13 protein-coding genes are annotated in these 18,952 nt (G+C 42.0%); 9 read left to right on the top strand and 4 right to left on the bottom strand.

What is annotated here, in order from left to right:
* Positions 1 to 327: 327 nt before the first annotated feature.
* The 3 genes from IYN84_RS12435 to IYN84_RS21700 all read left to right on the top strand — a co-directional run bounded on the left by IYN84_RS12435 (position 328) and on the right by IYN84_RS21700 (position 4,892).
* A complete protein-coding gene (locus IYN84_RS12435; protein ID WP_196139531.1) occupies positions 328 to 921 on the top strand; it encodes a TIGR04211 family SH3 domain-containing protein in 594 nt (197 codons plus the stop codon).
* Positions 922 to 950: 29 nt separating this feature from the next.
* Positions 951 to 2,423: an NOL1/NOP2/sun family putative RNA methylase gene (locus IYN84_RS12440; RefSeq protein ID WP_196139532.1), complete on the top strand. Its 1,473-nt coding sequence runs from the start codon at positions 951 to 953 to the stop codon at positions 2,421 to 2,423.
* Between the two features lie 159 nt (positions 2,424 to 2,582).
* Positions 2,583 to 4,892, top strand: coding sequence for a GGDEF domain-containing phosphodiesterase (locus IYN84_RS21700; RefSeq protein ID WP_196139533.1), 2,310 nt, complete (start codon positions 2,583 to 2,585; stop codon positions 4,890 to 4,892).
* A gap of 30 nt (positions 4,893 to 4,922) precedes the next feature.
* Here the strand turns inward: IYN84_RS21700 and IYN84_RS12450 are convergent, their stop codons facing one another.
* Both IYN84_RS12450 and IYN84_RS12455 read right to left on the bottom strand, forming a co-directional pair.
* Complete coding sequence (locus IYN84_RS12450; protein WP_371734876.1) at positions 4,923 to 5,513, bottom strand: LemA family protein; 591 nt, start codon at positions 5,511 to 5,513, stop codon at positions 4,923 to 4,925.
* A 124-nt stretch (positions 5,514 to 5,637) separates the two neighbouring features.
* Entirely contained in the window at positions 5,638 to 5,856 is a 219-nt protein-coding gene (locus IYN84_RS12455) for a hypothetical protein (protein ID WP_196139534.1), read from the bottom strand.
* 102 nt (positions 5,857 to 5,958) lie between these two features.
* On the opposite strand from IYN84_RS12455, the gene glnE reads away from it, so the two are divergent.
* The gene (gene glnE / locus IYN84_RS12460) at positions 5,959 to 8,817 is read left to right on the top strand and encodes a bifunctional [glutamate--ammonia ligase]-adenylyl-L-tyrosine phosphorylase/[glutamate--ammonia-ligase] adenylyltransferase (RefSeq protein ID WP_196139535.1); all 2,859 of its coding nucleotides are present in this window, start codon (positions 5,959 to 5,961) and stop codon (positions 8,815 to 8,817) included.
* 210 nt (positions 8,818 to 9,027) lie between these two features.
* Here the strand turns inward: glnE and IYN84_RS12465 are convergent, their stop codons facing one another.
* A complete protein-coding gene (locus IYN84_RS12465; RefSeq protein WP_196139536.1) occupies positions 9,028 to 10,275 on the bottom strand; it encodes an ammonium transporter in 1,248 nt (415 codons plus the stop codon).
* 393 nt (positions 10,276 to 10,668) lie between these two features.
* Here IYN84_RS12465 and IYN84_RS12470 point away from each other — a divergent pair, with 393 nt between their 5' ends.
* From IYN84_RS12470 to IYN84_RS12485, 4 genes are all read left to right on the top strand, one after another.
* Complete coding sequence (locus tag IYN84_RS12470) at positions 10,669 to 10,866, top strand: zinc-finger domain-containing protein (protein WP_196139537.1); 198 nt, start codon at positions 10,669 to 10,671, stop codon at positions 10,864 to 10,866.
* A 58-nt stretch (positions 10,867 to 10,924) separates the two neighbouring features.
* Positions 10,925 to 11,695, top strand: a complete 771-nt coding sequence (locus IYN84_RS12475) for a MerR family transcriptional regulator (RefSeq protein ID WP_196139538.1) — start codon at positions 10,925 to 10,927, stop codon at positions 11,693 to 11,695.
* 268 nt (positions 11,696 to 11,963) lie between these two features.
* A complete protein-coding gene (locus IYN84_RS12480; RefSeq protein WP_196139539.1) occupies positions 11,964 to 13,199 on the top strand; it encodes an efflux RND transporter periplasmic adaptor subunit in 1,236 nt (411 codons plus the stop codon).
* A gap of 21 nt (positions 13,200 to 13,220) precedes the next feature.
* Positions 13,221 to 16,373: an efflux RND transporter permease subunit gene (locus IYN84_RS12485; protein WP_196139540.1), complete on the top strand. Its 3,153-nt coding sequence runs from the start codon at positions 13,221 to 13,223 to the stop codon at positions 16,371 to 16,373.
* A gap of 70 nt (positions 16,374 to 16,443) precedes the next feature.
* Here the strand turns inward: IYN84_RS12485 and IYN84_RS12490 are convergent, their stop codons facing one another.
* On the bottom strand, positions 16,444 to 17,976 hold the full coding sequence (locus tag IYN84_RS12490; RefSeq protein ID WP_196139541.1) for a hypothetical protein: 1,533 nt from the start codon (positions 17,974 to 17,976) through the stop codon (positions 16,444 to 16,446).
* Positions 17,977 to 18,161: 185 nt separating this feature from the next.
* Between IYN84_RS12490 and IYN84_RS12495 the strand changes: the two genes are divergently transcribed.
* Positions 18,162 to 18,911, top strand: coding sequence for a class I SAM-dependent methyltransferase (locus IYN84_RS12495; protein ID WP_246722870.1), 750 nt, complete (start codon positions 18,162 to 18,164; stop codon positions 18,909 to 18,911).
* The last annotated feature ends 41 nt before the right edge of the window (positions 18,912 to 18,952 follow it).

The raw sequence follows: 18,952 nt of genomic DNA on the forward strand, positions 1-18,952 counted from the left end.
TAACCCTTGAATCATATATCAGCGGATATTTAACCATCCAACAGCGCGTTTGTCATCAAGCGCTTGGTGATCTAATGATTTCGGTCAGACTTTTAGTGAAATTTCTCTTGAAAATAAGGTCTTAGCACTTAAAAACGTGAACCAAAGCTTCTTTGTTGGGTAATTTAATTTGATGCTATCCAAAGATTCCGTACAATAGGCCGCATATTTTTAAAAGCACAAAGAATATATTTGTAAGTGTTTACTTACTATTGTGACAAAGTCTGGCGAAAAAGCATTTGATTTCGCTCCTTAAAAAGATTGGATGAACCGGTGTAGATTCTTTATATGAAAATCATTTCGAATAAAATTTATTTTTTATCTCTTAGCCTGATATTTTGGACGACGTTTTCCAATGTGGTATTGGCTGAAACTGTTTATATCGACGATAAAATTTTGATTTGGACCAGAACTGGTCCATCAAACGCCTACAAGGTTCGATATCGTCTGGAGCCCGGTGCGAAACTGGAGGTTGTGCAGCGCGACGCAGAAACAGGTTTTGTAGAGGTAAAAGATGAGCAGGGGCGCAATTCCTGGGTCGATCCCAAGCTGCTGACTTCTCAACCGACAGCTCATCAGAAGTTAAAGGAAGCTAATGCAGAGATTGTGCGCTTGAAAAGTAGTTATGAAGAAAAAGTTCGAGTGTTACAAGCCGAAATCAATCAAATGACTCCGCTTAAATCGGTTAATAGTAACTTGCAACAAGAGTTGGCAAAAGCTCAAACAGAAGCTGAGCAATCGCGTCAAAAAGCACAACTGTATGAGAGTGGCTTTGATCGAGACACTTTCTTCGCAGGCGCTGCGGTAATGCTTGGTGGGATGTTCTTAGGATGGCTATTTTCCAAGTTTGGTGGTAAACGCAAAAATACTGGTTGGAATTAGATACAGCTATCGAGATTACCCAGAAAAAAATGAGTTTAAATAAAAATATTCCTCTCAAATCCGGGGGAGAGCTTTCGGCTGATTATCTAGCTCATGCTAGAGCGACTTTTCTGTCTGAAGCAGATGAAGCCGCATTTATTCATTCGTGTGGACAGCCTCTTAGAAAGAGTATTCGCCTTAACCGGTTGAAAACCAGTCAGAATGAGTTTTCGGCGATTGCATCCAAATATGGTTGGATACTCACACCTGTTCCTTGGTGTGAGGACGGCTTCTGGATTGACCTGTCTCAGGCGAACCATAGTTTAAGTCTGGGGAATTTACCTGAACATATTCAAGGACTTTTTTATATTCAGGAAGCCAGCTCAATGCTGCCTCCTGTCGCTCTGCTTCCTGATGACATCGCTGATAGCGTACTAGTTGGCGACATTGCCGCTGCACCAGGCTCTAAAACGACGCAAATGGCGTCTATGATGGAAAATAGGGGCATTATCTGGGCAAATGAATTGTCAGCCAGCAGGCTAAAAGGCTTACATAGTAATCTGGTACGCTGCGGAATCCTCAACACTTGTCTATCTCATCAAGATGGACGAGTTATTGGCGACTTAATGCCGGGCCAATTTGACTACCTTTTACTGGATGCACCTTGTGGTGGTGAAGGCACTGTTCGAAAAGATTTTGACGCGCTGAAAAGCTGGGATATTGAACGGGTCAGGCAGCTGGCGGTGCTGCAGAAAGAGTTGATAGCATCCGCGTACCGAGCATTAAAACCTGGAGGACGGCTAGTTTACTCAACTTGTACCCTGTCCCCGGAAGAGAACCAGCAAGTGGCAAACTATCTTGTGTCGGAAACTAATGCTCAGGTTATTGAGTTGGGAAGTTTGTTTCCTGGTGCACAACAGGCTAGAACTGAGGAAGGATACCTGCTGGTTCTTCCTCAACTATTTGATAGTGAAGGCTTCTTTATTTCATGTTTCGAAAAGCCTGAATCTGCAGTTATCGAGTCTCAGCCGGTTGCCAAGTTTAATGGCCCTTTTGAGCCTATTAGCAAGACTGAAAAAAAGCGACTTCTGGACTATTTTTCGAGTCACTTTGGAGTGAATATTGAGCCTGAAGGTTATCAGCTATTGCAGCGAGAAAAAGACGTCTGGATCTTTCCAGCAATGATTGAGTCGCTTGATCGTTACATAAAAGTTAACCGTTCGGGGATGAAACTGGCTACGGTTTACCCTTCCAGATCGGGAATTAAAGTACGCGCATCTCATGAGTTTTGTTGCTGTTTTGGCGATAAAGCATCAAAGCAGGTGGTTACTTTAAATTCAGAGCAAGCGTCTGATTTTTATCGGGGACAGAATATTGTCGTGGACTGTCAGAGCTTAAAAGACGGGGAAACTATTTTGAAATTTGCCAATAAATCTCTGGGAATGGGCTTAAATAAAAAGGGTCGTATTAAGAATTTATTACCACGGGATTTGGTTCGCGACGGGATTTGCTTCCCCCCTTAGATTTATCCTGTCACACTCTTCCTGTATAGGCCTTAATACAAGTTTAAAGCTTTGTCGCATTGGCAAATGCACAACCCTGTAATGTCAGACAAACAATCTCGCTTCTAGCATATCCTGAACTATACTTATTGAAATTCTTGACTATCCAGGACTGTTTTGGTGAGTAATGACGGCGGGAAGCAGAACCGCCTAAACATAGGCGCTATTTATTTTTTTATTATACTGACTTCGGGTTGGGTTTCCTGGTCTGTTTATGATAGTTCCTACTCGATTCGTAAGGTTAACAACGATCTTATTTTACAACAGCTACCGTCGTTAAATTACATTGCAAACTTAAGACATGAGGTCGTAGAGTATGAGCGAGTTCTTTACGAACTTTATGCAACAACCAGTGTTGACGAACATGATCGAACTCCTACCAATAGAAAACTTGCTGCAATTAATCAGTCGATAAATGAAAATATTCGGTTGCTTGAAACTCATTATCCTTCTCATAACGCGCTTATTAATTTTGAAAAAGATTTCATGGAGCTCAAGCGGCATGCCAGGTTATTGGACGATGCGCTTCCTCCAGATACCTGGGATTGGAATGAAGCAAGACTTCAGCTGGCTGAGATCTCAAGAATTAACCGAATACTGAAACCCGATCTGGAGCTTCTTGCCAATGAAATCAAAGAACAGGTAGAAATTGCCAAGCAAAAAACCGATGATCAGCTAAATAAGATGTCAATTTGGGTTAGCGCATTTTCTTTTGTACTTTTAATGGTTGGCGCATTTGTCGCTTACTACATTCGTCGAGAAAAAATAAAATTTCTAGAAAGACAACGACTGGCTTTATTTATTGAGAAGAATCCCAATTCCGTTATTTGTATTGACTATCAAGGTCGTTGTGTCTTTGAAAATAGTGCATGGAAAAACAACTATGCAGGAAGGAAAAACAGTGATTTATTTAAAATGATAGAGCAGGCCATCAACAATATGAAAGATGGTGAACAGGATTTCGCAGTCATTAGTTATAATGACGAGAAGGACTATCTGGAACTCTCAATTCATCACTCTAGTTTGTTGCAACAGTTTATTGTTTACTTGGAAAACATTACCGAACGAGAGCTTGCCAGAAAAGAACTTGAATTTTTTGCTTATCACGACCCTCTCACCGGACTTCCTAATCTTAAGCGTCTGGAAATGGATCTTACCGAGCTCATCGAAAAAGGTTCAGAGTATCCGTTCTACCTGTTTTCTATTGGTGTAAAACGTCTGCAGCTGATTACTACTGCCCACGGACACTCCGTGAGCGACGCCTTGATTCGCTCCATTGTTATTCGTATACAAAATATCTTTTTTCCCGCGGTACTTAATTATAAGTTATGTCGTATATATCGATTTACCGGCGCCAAGTTTGAAGTCCTGGTTGAAGGACAAAAAATGGAGAAAGGCTTTTTACAACTGGTTGATGAACTAGACATCAATATTAAACGTTCAAGTAAAAATCCGATTAAAACGAACTTCGGAGAATTTTTTGTTGATATACAGTTTGGTTGTGTGTCTTATCCGGAACATGGTTACAGTGCTAACATGTTACTCAAGAACTCAACTGCTGCACTCAATGATGCGCAGAAAAATAATAGCATTGGTGTTAACCTCTTTAATCATGAAATTGCTTTTCGCGAACAGAAATGGCTTCAGTTGGAAACCGATCTTCGTCAAGCGAATTACGACGAAGAGCTTTTCTTGTGTTTTCAACCAAAAGTTAATATTACGTCAAAAGCACTTGAAGGTGTCGAAGCGTTAGTCAGATGGAACCACCCTGAAAAGGGGCTTATTTCACCTGTAGACTTCATTCCTGTTGCCGAAGAAAGTGGCTTGTTAATTTCAATGGGTGACTGGATCATGGACTCGGCTATTCGTCAAATAAAGCAATGGCAGGAGACCTATCATATAGAGTTGCAGGTTGCAGTTAATGTTTCGCCGAATCAGTTATTGTCGAATGGTTATTTTGAGAAAATCAAAAAACTGTGTGATAAATATCAGCTCGCACCCGGGTGTCTTGAGGTTGAAATAACTGAAGAGGTGATGGTTGAGGATATCGATCTGTGCATTGAAGTATTGGAGGAATTAAGGGGGCTGGGGGTTTCCATCGCTATTGATGACTTTGGCACCGGTTACTCGTCATTATCCTATTTAAGAAAGCTTCCTCTATCAAAGCTAAAGATTGATAGGGCTTTTATCACTAATATCCACTGTACTGAGAGTCAGTTGGCAATCGTCAAGACAATTATTGCACTGGCGAGAGAGATGAAGCTAAAAACGATTGCTGAAGGTATTGAAAGCCAAGATGAGTTATTTGAGTTAGAAAGGCTTGGCTGTGAGCAGGGGCAGGGCTATCTGTTTTCAAAGCCTCTGACAGCTGACGAGTTTGAAAGGCTCTATCTCGAAAGAGGCGCTGGTCTTAAGAAGATAAACGGCTAACTCTGCTTTTTGAATTAGCCGTCATACCTACTAACTAAAAGAAATTTTTACCGGTTTTCTGGCTTGAGGATCTTCGATCTCTAAAAGCTCTGCCGCGGTGAAAGCGAAAAAGTTGGCGACCATGTTACTTGGAAATTGCTCTCGTAAAGTGTTATATCTCATCACACTATCGTTGAATGACTGCCGTGCAAAAGATATTTTATTTTCCGAGCTAGTTAGCTCATCCATGAGGTTTATCATTGTCTCATTAGCTTTAAGATCGGGATAACTTTCTGATAACGCAAAAAATTTGCCAAGAGAACCACTCAACAATGTTTCCGCTGCTGCCAGCTCTTTCATGCTTGATTTTTCACCTGGGTGAGTTGCGGCATTATGGCTTGCACTAGCTGCCGCATTTCTGGCTTTGATTACCGCCTCCAGAGTTTCGCTTTCATGCTTCATGTATCCTTTGGCGGTTTCTACAAGATTTGGAATCAGATCGTACCGCCTTGTGAGTTGTACATCAATTTGTGCAAACGCATTTTTGTACTCGTTACGGTAAGCTACCAGCTTGTTATAGATGCCAACCAGAAAAAAAATCAGAACTACCATTAGCCCGAGAGTAATCCAGAGTTCCATCATTGCTCCTCTACGTTGTTTGTACGGTTTACTAACTTAGTTGTTCTATGCCGCTTGCCAGGTTGACCTTGTATAACTATCACCAGCCTGCTAATCATCGAATTGCATAGTTAATACCATGAGGTGTCTACAAATTGTCGATTTTCGATTTTAAATCATAGCCCTTATCAGTAACTATTGCCTCTAACACCTTTACTCGCTCTTCAAGTTGTTCAAGTTTGTCCAGTCGAGACTCAACGCCTGAAAAGTCAACTTCAGGCGTTTTCTGCCTATTCAGCCATTCTTTGATGACCCCTGCAACAATTGCAACTACCGTAATAATTGCGACCATTTCAAAAACTTGCATTCGCATATCCTCAATCCACAAATTGTTGTTTTATTTAACTTAATCCCAGAGTATGCTTCTAATATACTATAGCATTTGAATTAATCAAAAAAGCTGACATAGATGTTTACACAAATCTCTGAGCCTAATCATTCGCAAGAATTAGCCAACGACTTTTTTAAAACGTCCCTACCCTCTGATTTATTCCAGAACTGGGTTTCGGTTAGTTCTGCTTCTACATTTGTCTGTCAGGTCTTTACTCGATTTCCCGAATATTGTTGCAAGTTATTATTATGGCATTTGTCTATTGAAGATGACGATTTTGAAAAGGCACTGAATATTGAACTGACAGAGTTTGAACAGAAAAAAGGTAGTGAAACCGAACAGGAGATTATGTGCTCCTTGAGGATTTTCAGAAAGTGCCATAGCGCGGTGCTCGCCTTTCTGGAGTTATCTGGGAAGTTTGCTATCGATACTTCCTGCTTGCGAATTAGCCTACTGGCGGAAGTATTGATTCAGAATGCCGCAGATAAAGCGAGATTGATACTTGCACCGAGATTCGGTATTCCTTTTGATAGTCAAGGAAATCAACAGCATCTGCTAGTGCTCGCTATGGGAAAGCTAGGCGGTAGAGAGCTTAATTTTTCGTCTGATATTGACCTGATCTTTTTTTATACCGAAGAAGGGACAACGCAAAAAGGCTCCCGCAGTATCGAAAACAGTCAGTACTTTAAAAAGCTTGCTGTGTTATTGATCAGGCTGCTAGACGAAAACAATGAAGAGGGGTTTGTTTTTCGCGTCGATATGAGGCTTCGCCCCTATGGTGATTCAGGCGCTTTGGTGATTACTTTGGCGCAAGCAGAAGACTACTATCAGGAGCAAGGGCGAGAATGGGAAAGGTACGCCATGGTACGAGCAAAAGTTATCACTGGCAGCCTTAAAGAGCGAGAAAAGCTGGAGAGTATAATTCACCCGTTTTGTTTTCGTCGTTACATCGATTATGGAGTGATTGATTCAATTCGTGAAATGAAGGCGATGATCCAGCGAGAGAGTCGAAGAAAAGGACTTAAAGATAATATAAAGCTGGGCGAAGGAGGTATTAGAGAAGTTGAGTTTATTGTCCAATCCCTTCAACTGATTCAAGGTGGTCGCGACAAGCGATTAACAGAGCGTTCGATATTGAAAGTCTTGCCTTTTCTGGTTGAAGCCAAGATGCTACCAGAAGAAACGGCTGATTTTCTGGCACAAGCTTATCGTTTTTTAAGACGGCTCGAACATTGTATTCAGGAACTACATGAAAAGCAGACGCACCAGTTGCCTCAATTGTCTGTAGAACAGCAATACATTGCCCAGGTTATGGGCTTTGCAAGCTGGTCTGAATTCTTAACAAAATTACTTAAGGTGCAAAGTAGTGTGCATCAGGAGTTTGAACACCTTCTGGGCCAGGAAAGACAAAAGGAGCACCTGCAAAGTGAGTTTTTCCAATCTCTCGCCGAAGGGCATATCGATGCAGAGCAGTTGGTAAAAAAGGCTGAAGAGGAAGGGTTTACTCAATTGGACACTGAGCAATCACAGCTTTTTATTAAAAACCTTAATTCCTTTTTGCAGATGCCTTCAGTAAAAAGTTTGTCCGCGCGAGGTTCCGACCGGCTTAAAACATTTTTTCCTTCGCTTCTGTCTACTTGTCTTGCCAGTGAGTTTCCTCAAGATACGTTAAAGCGTACATTGACCATTATTCAGTCAGTTTTGAAGCGGACTGCCTATCTTGAGTTATTAAGCGAGAATCCTCCAATTTTACAACATCTGGTTGATCTGGCGGGGAAGAGCGAGTGGATAGTTCAACGACTTTCGGCATTTCCAATTTTGTTCGACGAGTTACTCTATCCCAATAGTCTGTACGAACCTCTACAGACTGCTGATCTTGAATCAGAACTAAGACAGAGTTTATTACGGGTAGATACGCTTGACGAAGAAGAAGTGCTGGATGTGCTCAGGGTCTTCAAACAAACTAACGAGTTGAGAGTGGCTGCCGCTTTGCTCGCGGAAAGGCTCAGTATTTCTCAAGTGAGTCGATACTTGACCCAGCTAGCTCAAGTTGTGTTAGATGCTGCGATCAGGCTTTGCTGGCAACTGGTGACTCAGCGCCATGGTAAGCCCGAGGGTTTGAGTGATGGCGATTACGGCTTTGCAGTAATCGGCTACGGTAAGCTTGGAGGAATGGAGCTGGGCTTTGGTTCGGATCTGGATCTGGTTTTTTTGTTTAATCAGCCGGTAGATGAAAATACAATCGGAAAGCGACCTCTTAACAATAGCCGTTTTTATACGCGTTTGGCGCAAAAATTAATTCACCTGCTTTCGACGCGAACCAATCTTGGTTTGTTATATGAAGTTGATATGCGGTTGCGCCCTTCGGGTAGTTCCGGGTTGCTGGTTAGTCATATCGATGCTTATCGAGACTACCAAATGGAATCTGCCTGGACCTGGGAGCATCAGGCTTTAGTTCGTGCACGTTTTGTTGCCGGAGACGAGAAACTGGCCCCCTTGTTTGAAAAGGTAAGAGATAAGACGTTAAAGAAAAAGCGAGATACAGTAACTCTAAAAAAAGATGTAACCGAGATGCGTGACAAGATGCGCTCTGAGCTCGAAGTTACCAGACAGGACAAAATTGATCTCAAGCAGACACGTGGTGGATTGGTCGATATCGAATTTATCGCGCAATATGTTGCTCTAAGTTATCGTGGACAACTGTCGGTTCCGCACAATACTGTCGACTGTTTGTTGTTGGCGAAAGATGAAGGAATTATCGACAAAAATCAGGCTTTGCAGCTTATCAGAACCTACCGTCAATTTCGAAATCATCTCAATGAACTTGCTATTACCAAGTCGGAAAAACTGGTGGAGCGGGAAGAGTTTGAGGACAAGACACTACAGATAGCGGCTATCTGGAAAGGAATTTTTGGCAAAAGCCAGGATAATATTTAGTTCAACAAGATTTCGCAGCGCTGCAAAATTCTTATTTGAATAATTAAGCTTCAATACTTGCGAAATCTAATCTTCAGCCAACCAGCCACACTGAATGCCCCCAAGCTGATCTGTACTTGAGGCTTTCAGCGGTGAGATGATGATACTTTAAAGATTAAAGATTAAAGATTAAAGATTAAAGATTAAAGATTAAAGATTAAAGATTAAAGATTAAAGTGAATTGCTTGTTCTACCGCTGATAAACTCAGGATATGCTTCCAGCCCACACTCTGATATATCTGCTCCGAGATATTCATCTTGTTCACTAATTCTTATTCCCATACTTTTCTTCAATAAAAACCAAAAAGTAAAACTGGCAGCGAATGTCCAGCCGCCAATAACCAGTAATCCTGTTAATTGAGTAACAATAGAAACTTCCTTGGTTACCGGAACGAGCAGAACCCCGATGATCCCGCCTACGCCGTGGACTGAAATTGCACCAACCGGATCATCAATACGAATCTTGTCAAAAAAGCGTATCGAAAAGAATACAATGCAAGAGCCAATACCACCGAAAATAGCTGCTTGCGTAGAAGTTGGAGAGTCAGGTGCTGCCGTTATGGTTACCAGACCAGCAAGGGCGCCATTGACGATTAAAGTCAGATCTGCTTTTCCATATTTAAATGAACTTAACAGGTAGGCGATGATCGCACCAGCCGCTGCTGCCGCATTAGTATTGACAAAAACGTTCGCGACCGCGTCGGCATCTGCTATTCCGGTAAAACTTAGCTGAGAACCACCATTAAACCCAAGCCATCCCATCCACAGAATAAAGGTTCCAATGGCGACTAGCGGCATGTTTGCTCCAGGAACAGGACGTGCACCTTTTTCACTATAGCGTCCTTTTCTCGGTCCTAATAACATAACACCAGCAAGAGCTGCCGCGGCACCAGCCATATGAACAATAGCTGAGCCTGCAAAGTCGCTAAATCCTAGTCCACCGTCATCGGGCGAAGCGCCTAAAAAACCTTGACCCCATGTCCAGAAACCTTCGACAGGATAGATAAATGCAGTCATAAAAATGGAAAAAATCAAGAAAGCAGCTAGCTTCATTCTTTCCGCGACAGCTCCCGAAACTATTGACATGGCTGTCGCAACAAAAACTACCTGGAAAAAGAAATCAACTTTGCTCGATTGAGTGGCTTCTGGCGCTGTTTCGTTGATTCCAATACCAAAGCTTGGAAGCCAGCCAGCGATTTCACCATCCTGATACATTATGTCAAAACCAATAATTTGATAGGCTATACAGGCAATTGCATACAACAGAATATTTTTACACAGTATTTCGGTAGTATTTTTACTACGTACAAGGCCGGCTTCAAGCATGGCAAAACCTGCTGCCATCCACATAACCAGCGCGCCTGAGAAAAGTAAAAATAATGTATTAAACAAATAGCTGGTTTGGTTTATTGCTTCCATATTTGATCCACTAGTTCTTTATCGATATGAGGCGTCAGTTCTTATTTTTAATTTGAACGCTGCTTTTTACGCCGTGACGAATTAAGGGATTTCAATAAACGTGCCAGTTTATATGCACCAAAATATCAACTTTCAAGACACTATTGGTGCAAAGTCATGATCAAAAATGGTGCATAAAAAAATATCGCGCTCACTTTTAGTGCTTTCGCTGATAATAAATCCACCGTCAAGCAATTTTCTGGCGGACTAAAGTAGGGTAAACTCTACCTTGTAACTGGTTAAGGTAAGTATTCTTGTTACCGACGCGGAGCACGATTCGAATCAGAGTCAAGCACAATGCTCGCCAATTAGAACATTTTAATGACTAAATACTGACTCAATAGGACTATATCCATGACTACCGAAGTTAAAGCCCAAACCAGCAGTAAAAGCCACAAGATAATCGAGATAGCCCGAGACCAGCTACCAGCTTGTTGTCCGCCAAAAGAACTGGCTCATTGGAACCAGCACCCACGGGTTTATCTAGAGCTGGACAAGTCTGGAAAAGCCGCCTGCCCATACTGCGGAAACTGTTTTGCACTAACCGAATGACGCAAAATTATTAGCTCTTGACCCTGACCCAAGGGGAGCCTCTAAATTAGCAAGTGCGATGAATACTCTAGAGAAAGAATACAGTGTAAAACAGCTTGCTAAAATGGCCGGGGTCACAGTCAAAACTCTTCACCATTATGACAAATTAGGTCTTTTACAGCCTGCATTTCGCAGTAGTAGTGGCTATCGTTTTTATAAAGGTGAACAAATACTCAGGCTTCAGCAAATATTGTTTTATCGAGAGCTTGAGTTTTCACTTAAAGAAATCAAGACGATCTTGTCTGCACCTGAATTTTCTCTGCTTCAGTCTTTGGAGTTTCAACGCAAAGCGTTAGCTAATCGAGTAGACCGAACACTAGGTTTATTGGAAACAATTGACAATACGATCGCCAGTATCAGGCGCTCCAAGGAGTATGAAATGAATGTATCCGATCTCTATCAGGGGTTTGAAGCGAAAGAAGCAGAAAGTATTCGAGCAGAAGCCATTGAGCGCTGGGGCGCAAAAAGTGTTAAGCGAAGTGAGACTAGAATAAGGTCTCTTGGCAAGGATGGTTATGCCGAGCATCAAAAAGAGGGAAAGGCTATTTATGCGAAGCTTGCAGAATGTATCCATCTACCACCAGAGTCGGCAAGAACACAGGAACTAATTCGGCAATTTCATGAGCATCAGCGTTTTTACTGGAATGTCGACAATCAAGGATTATTGGGACTAGCCAACCTGTATCAGCAAGATCCGAGATTTAGTCGGTATTTTGAAGACTTCGCTTGCGGACTGGCTGATTATTTGGCTGATGCAATTGTTGTTTATTGTAAAGAAGCACTTAGTTGACAGCTATCTAGCTTACTGATTTTAAGGAAAAAAACATTTCATTACCGATAGAAAAATACTCGAAACCTAGCAAAAGAGCGATTTTTTATCGGTTTTGGAGATTTCTATACATTTCTTTACATTCAATAATCTTATTTACAATTTAAGGCAAGCAATTAAGACTGGTTTTAGGCAAAATACCGCAATCAAATAGAATTGTAATACTTTGCTGAAATACTGGCTTAATCTATTTTATTTTACTTAATTCCATACTCTCAATGGAGTCATTATGAGTGGTATCAAATCTTTTTTTATTGGCTTGGCTATATTGCTACTTGCTGTGGTTATTTTTATGGCCTTGATGGCTGGAAAAAAGCCACCGCCGAAAAAGCCTGTTGAAAATACTTCGCCATTAGTTCAGGTCGTTTCACCCCAGGTCTCTCCGGTAACTTTTCAGATAACTGCGCATGGCGTGGTGAAGCCGCGAACTGAAACGGCTTTGGTATCGGAAGTTTCCGGAGTTATTCAGTCTGTCTCTGAAAAATTTGTTGCAGGAGGCTTTTTCAGGAAAGGTGAAGTCCTGTTACAAATCGATCCAACAGACTACCAGGTGGGAATTGAACAGGCAAAAGCAAGGTTAGCCAGCGAAAAAGCCAAGTATTTACAGGAAAAGGCAAAAGCTGAACAGGCTCAGAAAGAGTGGGATTTAACAGGGCGTTCTCGTGAAAAAGCTCCAATCCTGGCGTTAAGAAAACCTTTTATGCTTGAAGCTGAAGCTAATATGCAATCTGCACAGGCTGACCTTAAAAAAGCTGAACAAAAATTAGCACGAACTATAATTCGAGCTCCGTACGACGGGATGGTGAAAGAGAAAAAGGCTGATGTTGGGCAATTTGTAGCCACCGGAACTCAACTGGGTATCACTTTTTCTGTCGATTACGCGGAAGTGAGGCTACCCTTGACCGACCAGGACTTAGCTTACATTAATGTACCGGGCTGGAGCTCAGCCTCACAGCAGGTGAAAAATCCAAAGGTAACTTTATTGAGCAACTATGCTGGTGAAAAGCGATCCTGGCAGGGTGAGCTGGTTCGGATGGAAGGGGTTGTTAATGAACAAAGTCGGGTTCACTATGCCGTTGCACGAGTGACAGATCCTTATGGTGTGTTGTATGCAGATAGGCATAGCTCTCCTTTAAAAGTCGGTATGTTTGTGACCGCTAAGATTGAAGGAAAACATGAAGAAAATCTGGTGCGCTTACCGCGAGACCTGTTTAAAGATTTAACAAGAGTATTAGTGAGCGATCGCTCTAACAAACTATACTACAGAGAGTTAGATGTTGTTCGAGCTGAGGCTGAGTATGTCTATATTAACGCGGGTCTGGAAGAAGGTGATCGGATCGTTTCGACTTCAATCGAATCCCCTGTTCAAGGTATGGCTTTAAGAATTGAAGGTGAAGAACCTCTGAAATTAAATAAGCCTGAAGATGAAACTGCTTCTGAAAAAGCGATTGCACAGAAAAACTAATCGAGTGAGCGAGATAATTTTATGAGTGAAATATATGATGGCAAAAAAGGTGTCATTGCCTGGTTTACTCGGAACCCTGTTGCAGCAAATCTTCTGATGGTTTTCATTATTTTAGGCGGATTGGTTTCCTATAAAATGATGACCAAGAGAATGCAACCTGATATTCAGCCCAACATGGTAAGCATTACCGTACCTTATCTTGGTGCCGCTCCACAAGAAGTAGAGCAGGGAGTGATTATCAAGATTGAAGAGGCAATACAGGATGTTAAGGGCGTAAAGAGAGTTAACTCTACCGCCAGAGAAGGTTCCGGCTCTGTGACCGTAGAGTTACAAAATGACATTGATCTGGATGATGCACTTAATGAAATTAAGATAAAAGTTGACTCTATTGCAACTTTACCTGGTGAAACAGAAAAACCGGTGATCTCGAAAGTTGAATTTACTCAAGGCGTAGTCTGGTTAAGCGTATTTGGTGAAATGGATCAGAGAACTCGTCAGTCGATTGCGCAAAATGTACGTGACGATATTATGAAGTTGCCTGAAGTCAACAGCGCACAAATAATGGGAAGTCGTCCTTACGAAATAGCAATAGAAGTTTCTGATGCTACTCTTCGTCAGTATGGATTAACCATGAGTGAAATAGCGAATAAAATTCGTCAGTTCTCAATAGATTTGCCAGGCGGTGAAATTAAAACTGTTGGTGGTGATATTCGCCTTAGAACAATAGGCCAGGCATACAATGAAGTGGAGTTTTCTAGCCTTGTTTTGAGAACCAATCCGGATGGAACTCGTTTACTTCTTGGAGATATTGCCACTATCAATGATGGGTTTGTTGAAACTGATGGTTACGCAAGATTCAATGGGGCTCGAGCGACAGTGATTCAAGTCCAATCGGTTGGTGAGCAGAATGACTTGGAGATTTCTGAAGCTGTTCATCGCTATATTAAGGAAAAAAATAAGACATTACCCGAAGGCGCGCAAATTGAACTTTGGGGAGACGGAGCTTCCTATTTGCAACAGCGACTGGACATGATGTTCAGTAATATGTGGATGGGCGCTTTGCTGGTTTTTATTTTGTTGTCATTGTTTTTACGTTTTAAAGTCGCCATCTGGGTTCTTGTTGGTATACCAATTTGTTTCTTTGGTGCCTTCTTGTTAATGGATAAAGTTGGTCCCATTGCGACAAATATAAACTTTCTCAGTCTCTTTGGTTTGATTCTGGTGCTAGGAATAGTCGTTGATGATGCGATTATTATTGGAGAAAGTGTCTATTCAGAAATTAAAAAGAATGGTCACTCAGTTGATAATGTTGTTATCGGCGCGAAGAAAGTTGCTGTTCCTGCAACATTTGGTGTACTGACAACTATTGCGGCATTTGCTCCGCTATTGACCCTGGACTTTATGTTTGCGCCCTTTTTCGAAGCGATAGCAACCGTTGTGATCTTGTGTCTGGTCTTTTCATTAATTGAGTCTAAATGGATTCTTCCAGCGCATTTAGCTCATATGAAATATGAAGTTTATGATGAAACAAAAGTCAGCAAGTTTGGAAAAGTTCAGCACGCCGTACGCGAAGGTATGGAAAAATTTGCGACGAATGTATATGGACCATTGCTTAAGAAAGCGATTGAATATCGGGGTCTGGTATTAGTTAGTTTCTTTGCGTTTCTAATTGTATCGATTGGATTCTTGTCGTCGGGAGCAGTTAAAACCGAATGGTTCCCGACAATACCCGGTGACATGATTCAGGCTCGGTTTACTTTAAATGAGGGGTCTCCGGTTAGTGCTCGGGATTCATTAATCAAGAGAATGGAAGCAGCGGTTGATAAAGTTGATACTGAATTAACAGAAAAGAATAATGGTGAGCCCATTGCTTTGCACATTCTATCCTGGACGCAAGGAGATAATGGCGGCGGAATGCTGGTGGAATTAACCAAGGGTGAGACCCGAATAGTTGACTCTGTTACATTTGAAAAAGCCTGGCGTGACGCCGTAGGTGAGGTTGCAGGAATAAAAGATCTACGCTTTATGTCCAATATGGGAGCTGGCGGTGATTCTGCAGTCAGTTTCCGTTTGGTGGGTACTGACTATGAAAATCTTGAAAAGGCTTCAGAGGAATTACAGCAGAAGCTTGCTGAATACGAAGGTGTTTACGATATTCGTTCTTCTAATAGCGCTGGCAATCAGGAAATAGAACTTATATTAAAGCCCAGTGCTGAAACCTTGGGAATTACGCTTGCTGACCTGGGACGTCAGGTTCGTCAGGCTTTCTATGGCGAGGAAGCACAGCGTATTCAACGTGGCAAAGATGAAATCAAAGTGATGGTAAGGTACCCGAAAAGTGAGCGAACTTCGATCACCAACCTTGAAACCATGCGAATTCGTACTGCTGAGGGACAATGGGTGCCATTTTCTTCAGTCGCGGAATTTAAACTGGGTAAAGGTGTTTCGAGTATTCAACGAGAAGATCGTAAACGAGCTGTAAGTGTTATGGCTGATATCGATCCTGAAAAAGTTGAGTCAGGGGAAGTTACCAGAGAGATCCGGTTTGAAGTGCTACCAGAAATTTTGCAGAAGTACCCCGGCGTTAAATCTGAGCTCAGTGGTCAAAGCAAAGAAATGGGCGATATGATGTCTGAGTTAGGGACTTCAATGCTTGTTGCGCTTCTGCTTATTTATGTGCTTCTAGCGGTTCCACTTAAGTCTTACCTACAACCCTTGATGGTAATGTCGGTTATTCCTTTTGGCCTGATTGGCGCAATTGGAGGACATTTTATCTTTGGCAAAAGTTTTAGCATGATGTCAGGGTTTGGGATAATCGCGATGGCAGGTGTTGTGGTCAACGATAGTCTGGTAATGGTGGAATTTGTAAATCGGGCAAGGCGAGAGGGATTAAGTCTTATAGAGGCTGTTTCCACTGCTGGTGTACAACGGTTTAGAGCAATTATGCTGACTTCGCTAACTACATTCTTTGGGTTATTGCCAATAATGTTTGAGTCGAGTTTGCAAGCACAGATCATTATTCCAATGGCAATTAGTCTGGCTTTTGGCGTAATGTTCGCGACCGTCATTACATTATTCTTGATACCTGCTCTGTATGTTATTCTCGATGGGTTTATCTGCTGGGTAAAAAGACTGTTTGGTGTAGAACCGAAACAAGGTCCGGCTCTAGGTTAATCGATTAAAAGGATATTGTTTTAAACGCAATTCACTGCGTTTTTATAAGTAGTAAAAAGCCGCTAACTTGCTAGCGGCTTTTTACTTTCTGCTGGTTACGCAAAGCGAGTCCTTTATTAATGGCAATCAATAGTTGTTTTGTTTGTTTGAGGTTATCTTCTCTGAATACATCAGGGTCCTTAGCGTCAAGATAGATCAGGGCGCGAATTTGTTTGCCAGGCTTGACCGAAAATAGTACAAAGCTTTCCACCTCCTGTTTTCTGATTGCTTGAGGTAGTTTCGGCCAGATTTTGCCGTTGTCATTTTTATTCAAATGCTTGAAAGCTTGCTGTTCAGTAAATTTTGCTAATGGCGTCGGTTGCTTGAAGCTAAAATCTGGACGGATTTTTTCATTTCCTTTACTCGCCAATGAAAATTTAGTTTCGACTATTTTTGACTTCTGGTCCACTGATAAAAAACTGACGCGATCAAAGCCAAGGCGTGTAATGGCCAGTTTTACTCCATTGGATATAAACTCTGCGGAGTTATTAAATTCCAGTGCGTTTGATAGCAGGTTCTTACAGTCCTCGTTTAAGTCATTTGTTTTTTTATTGATTTGATTACTGTTAACTTGTTGTTTCCTTTGCTCGATATTTTTATTCAGGTGTTCATTGCCTACGAGCCAGTCGGGATAAATGGGTTTGTCCGGGATCATCAACAGGGCAACGCCCGGATTAAATAGGTCACAATATTTAAGTGTGCGTGCGATTGCTAAAACTGATTGATCAATAATCGACTTCAGAGGTTTGTGCTCAATCATCAGGAGTCTTGAAATCAGTTTAAAAGTATTCTGATAGCTCTTTTTCGGCCAGGGAGTATAAATTGCTCGTGCCAGGCGATTACATAAAACCACCAGCCAACCTTCGTCTCTATCCCAGCCTTTTAGAGAAGGAGTTTCTTCACCATAGCCATTCTTAGAGTATAGTAGTAGCTCTTTGGGGATTTCTGGCAGCTTTCTTTCGTAAAGTCCCTGAATGTATTCGCTCATATGAAACTCTTGAGCAACGGCCTTTCTCCAGTCATATAGATTAAATCCCAACTTGGATTCTTCAAATAAAGACAACTTTTTGGGCAACGTTAATCGTCGGTAGTAAATATGCCACATTGCACGAGGCTGTATATACCAGAGGATGGTTTCTGGAAGTTGGTAGAACATTGCTGTCCACTGAGTTTGCGGTTTACCAAGAGACTCGTCTCCCAGCCGTTTAGCCAGTTCAGCGGCTAAAAGGCTACTTGAGAGTGATAGTTTAACTTCATCACTCAGCAAAGGTGTTTCCAGTCGATAATAGGGCTGCAATGCTCGATTAATCCCGCCAATACCGATTGTCGCGAGCGCATGATCGACTGCAAACGGCTGGCTTGGTCTTTGTCGGGTTAGCTTGAAAGCAGCTTCAAGTACTGTCCAGCAAAACACCGGATCGCGAGTATATAAAGGCTTGAGGGACTCAATCGAAGTGTCGTGCTTATCCAGAATTCTTTTAAAGGATGCCAGCTCTAGTGGTAGCAACGGCTTTGCCTTATACTCGTTCAAGCATTTTTCAATCTGAGCGTTGGCCTGACTCATAATATAGTAGTTATTTTAAAGGTCGTAATTGATAAAATTATAGTTCAGATTATCTATTTTTGAGTGAAAGAAGCCCATTTGGCACCAGCAATGGGGCATTTGTCACATTTGTAAGTTAGTGATATCTGGCACTTTTTATATTAAACCTTATTATTTCACCCCGTTTTTTCAATTTGAGAGCGAAGTTGAAGCAAATTGCACCCGAATGTCCACTGTGTAGTAAGTTAACCTCCGAATCTGGTAATAATGCAGAGTGCGATCTATATCATCAGGATAAGCGGCGATCTTACTATCAATGTGCTCGTTGCATGCTGGTCTTTGTACCTGCCTGTTATCATCTGTGCGCGGTTGATGAAAAAGCAGAATATGATAAACATCAAAATAATCCCGACGATCCGGGATACCAGCGGTTTCTGTCTCGGGTGACGTTTCCACTGTTTGAGCGAGTCAAGCTGAAGGAAAAAGAGAGTTGTTCGGAGACTATTTCAATAATCGACTGCGGCTCGGAAGCAGGCGTGGGTTCGACAAAAATACGAGGACTTGATTTCGGCTGTGGTCCGGGTCCGGCAATCAGTGTTATGGCTGAGCGCGAGCATTTAAGAGTGGATAACTATGATCTTTACTATTTCAGCGAGCCCGGGTTACTCCAGAAGCAGTATGACTTTATTACTATGACCGAGGTTATAGAACACCTGGCCAGCCCAATGATGGTTCTTAAACAGCTAGACGCTATGCTCAAGCCAGAAGCTATTCTTGCCATTATGACCAAACGAGTAACGGATCAAAAGGCATTTTCCGGTTGGCATTACAAAAATGACCCAACCCACATTTGCTACTATTCCGAGGCTACTTTTGCCTGGATTGGTCAAGAATTAGGCTGGCGACTGGAGATCATCGACAAAGATGTCGTGTTTTTTCATCAACAGGCGGATTAACTATTGATTGGCAAGGGGAAACTCCGTAAAATCCCAGTCCG

Source organism: Aliikangiella sp. G2MR2-5, from assembly GCF_015687155.1.
Taxonomy (GTDB): Bacteria; Pseudomonadota; Gammaproteobacteria; order Enterobacterales; family Kangiellaceae; genus Aliikangiella.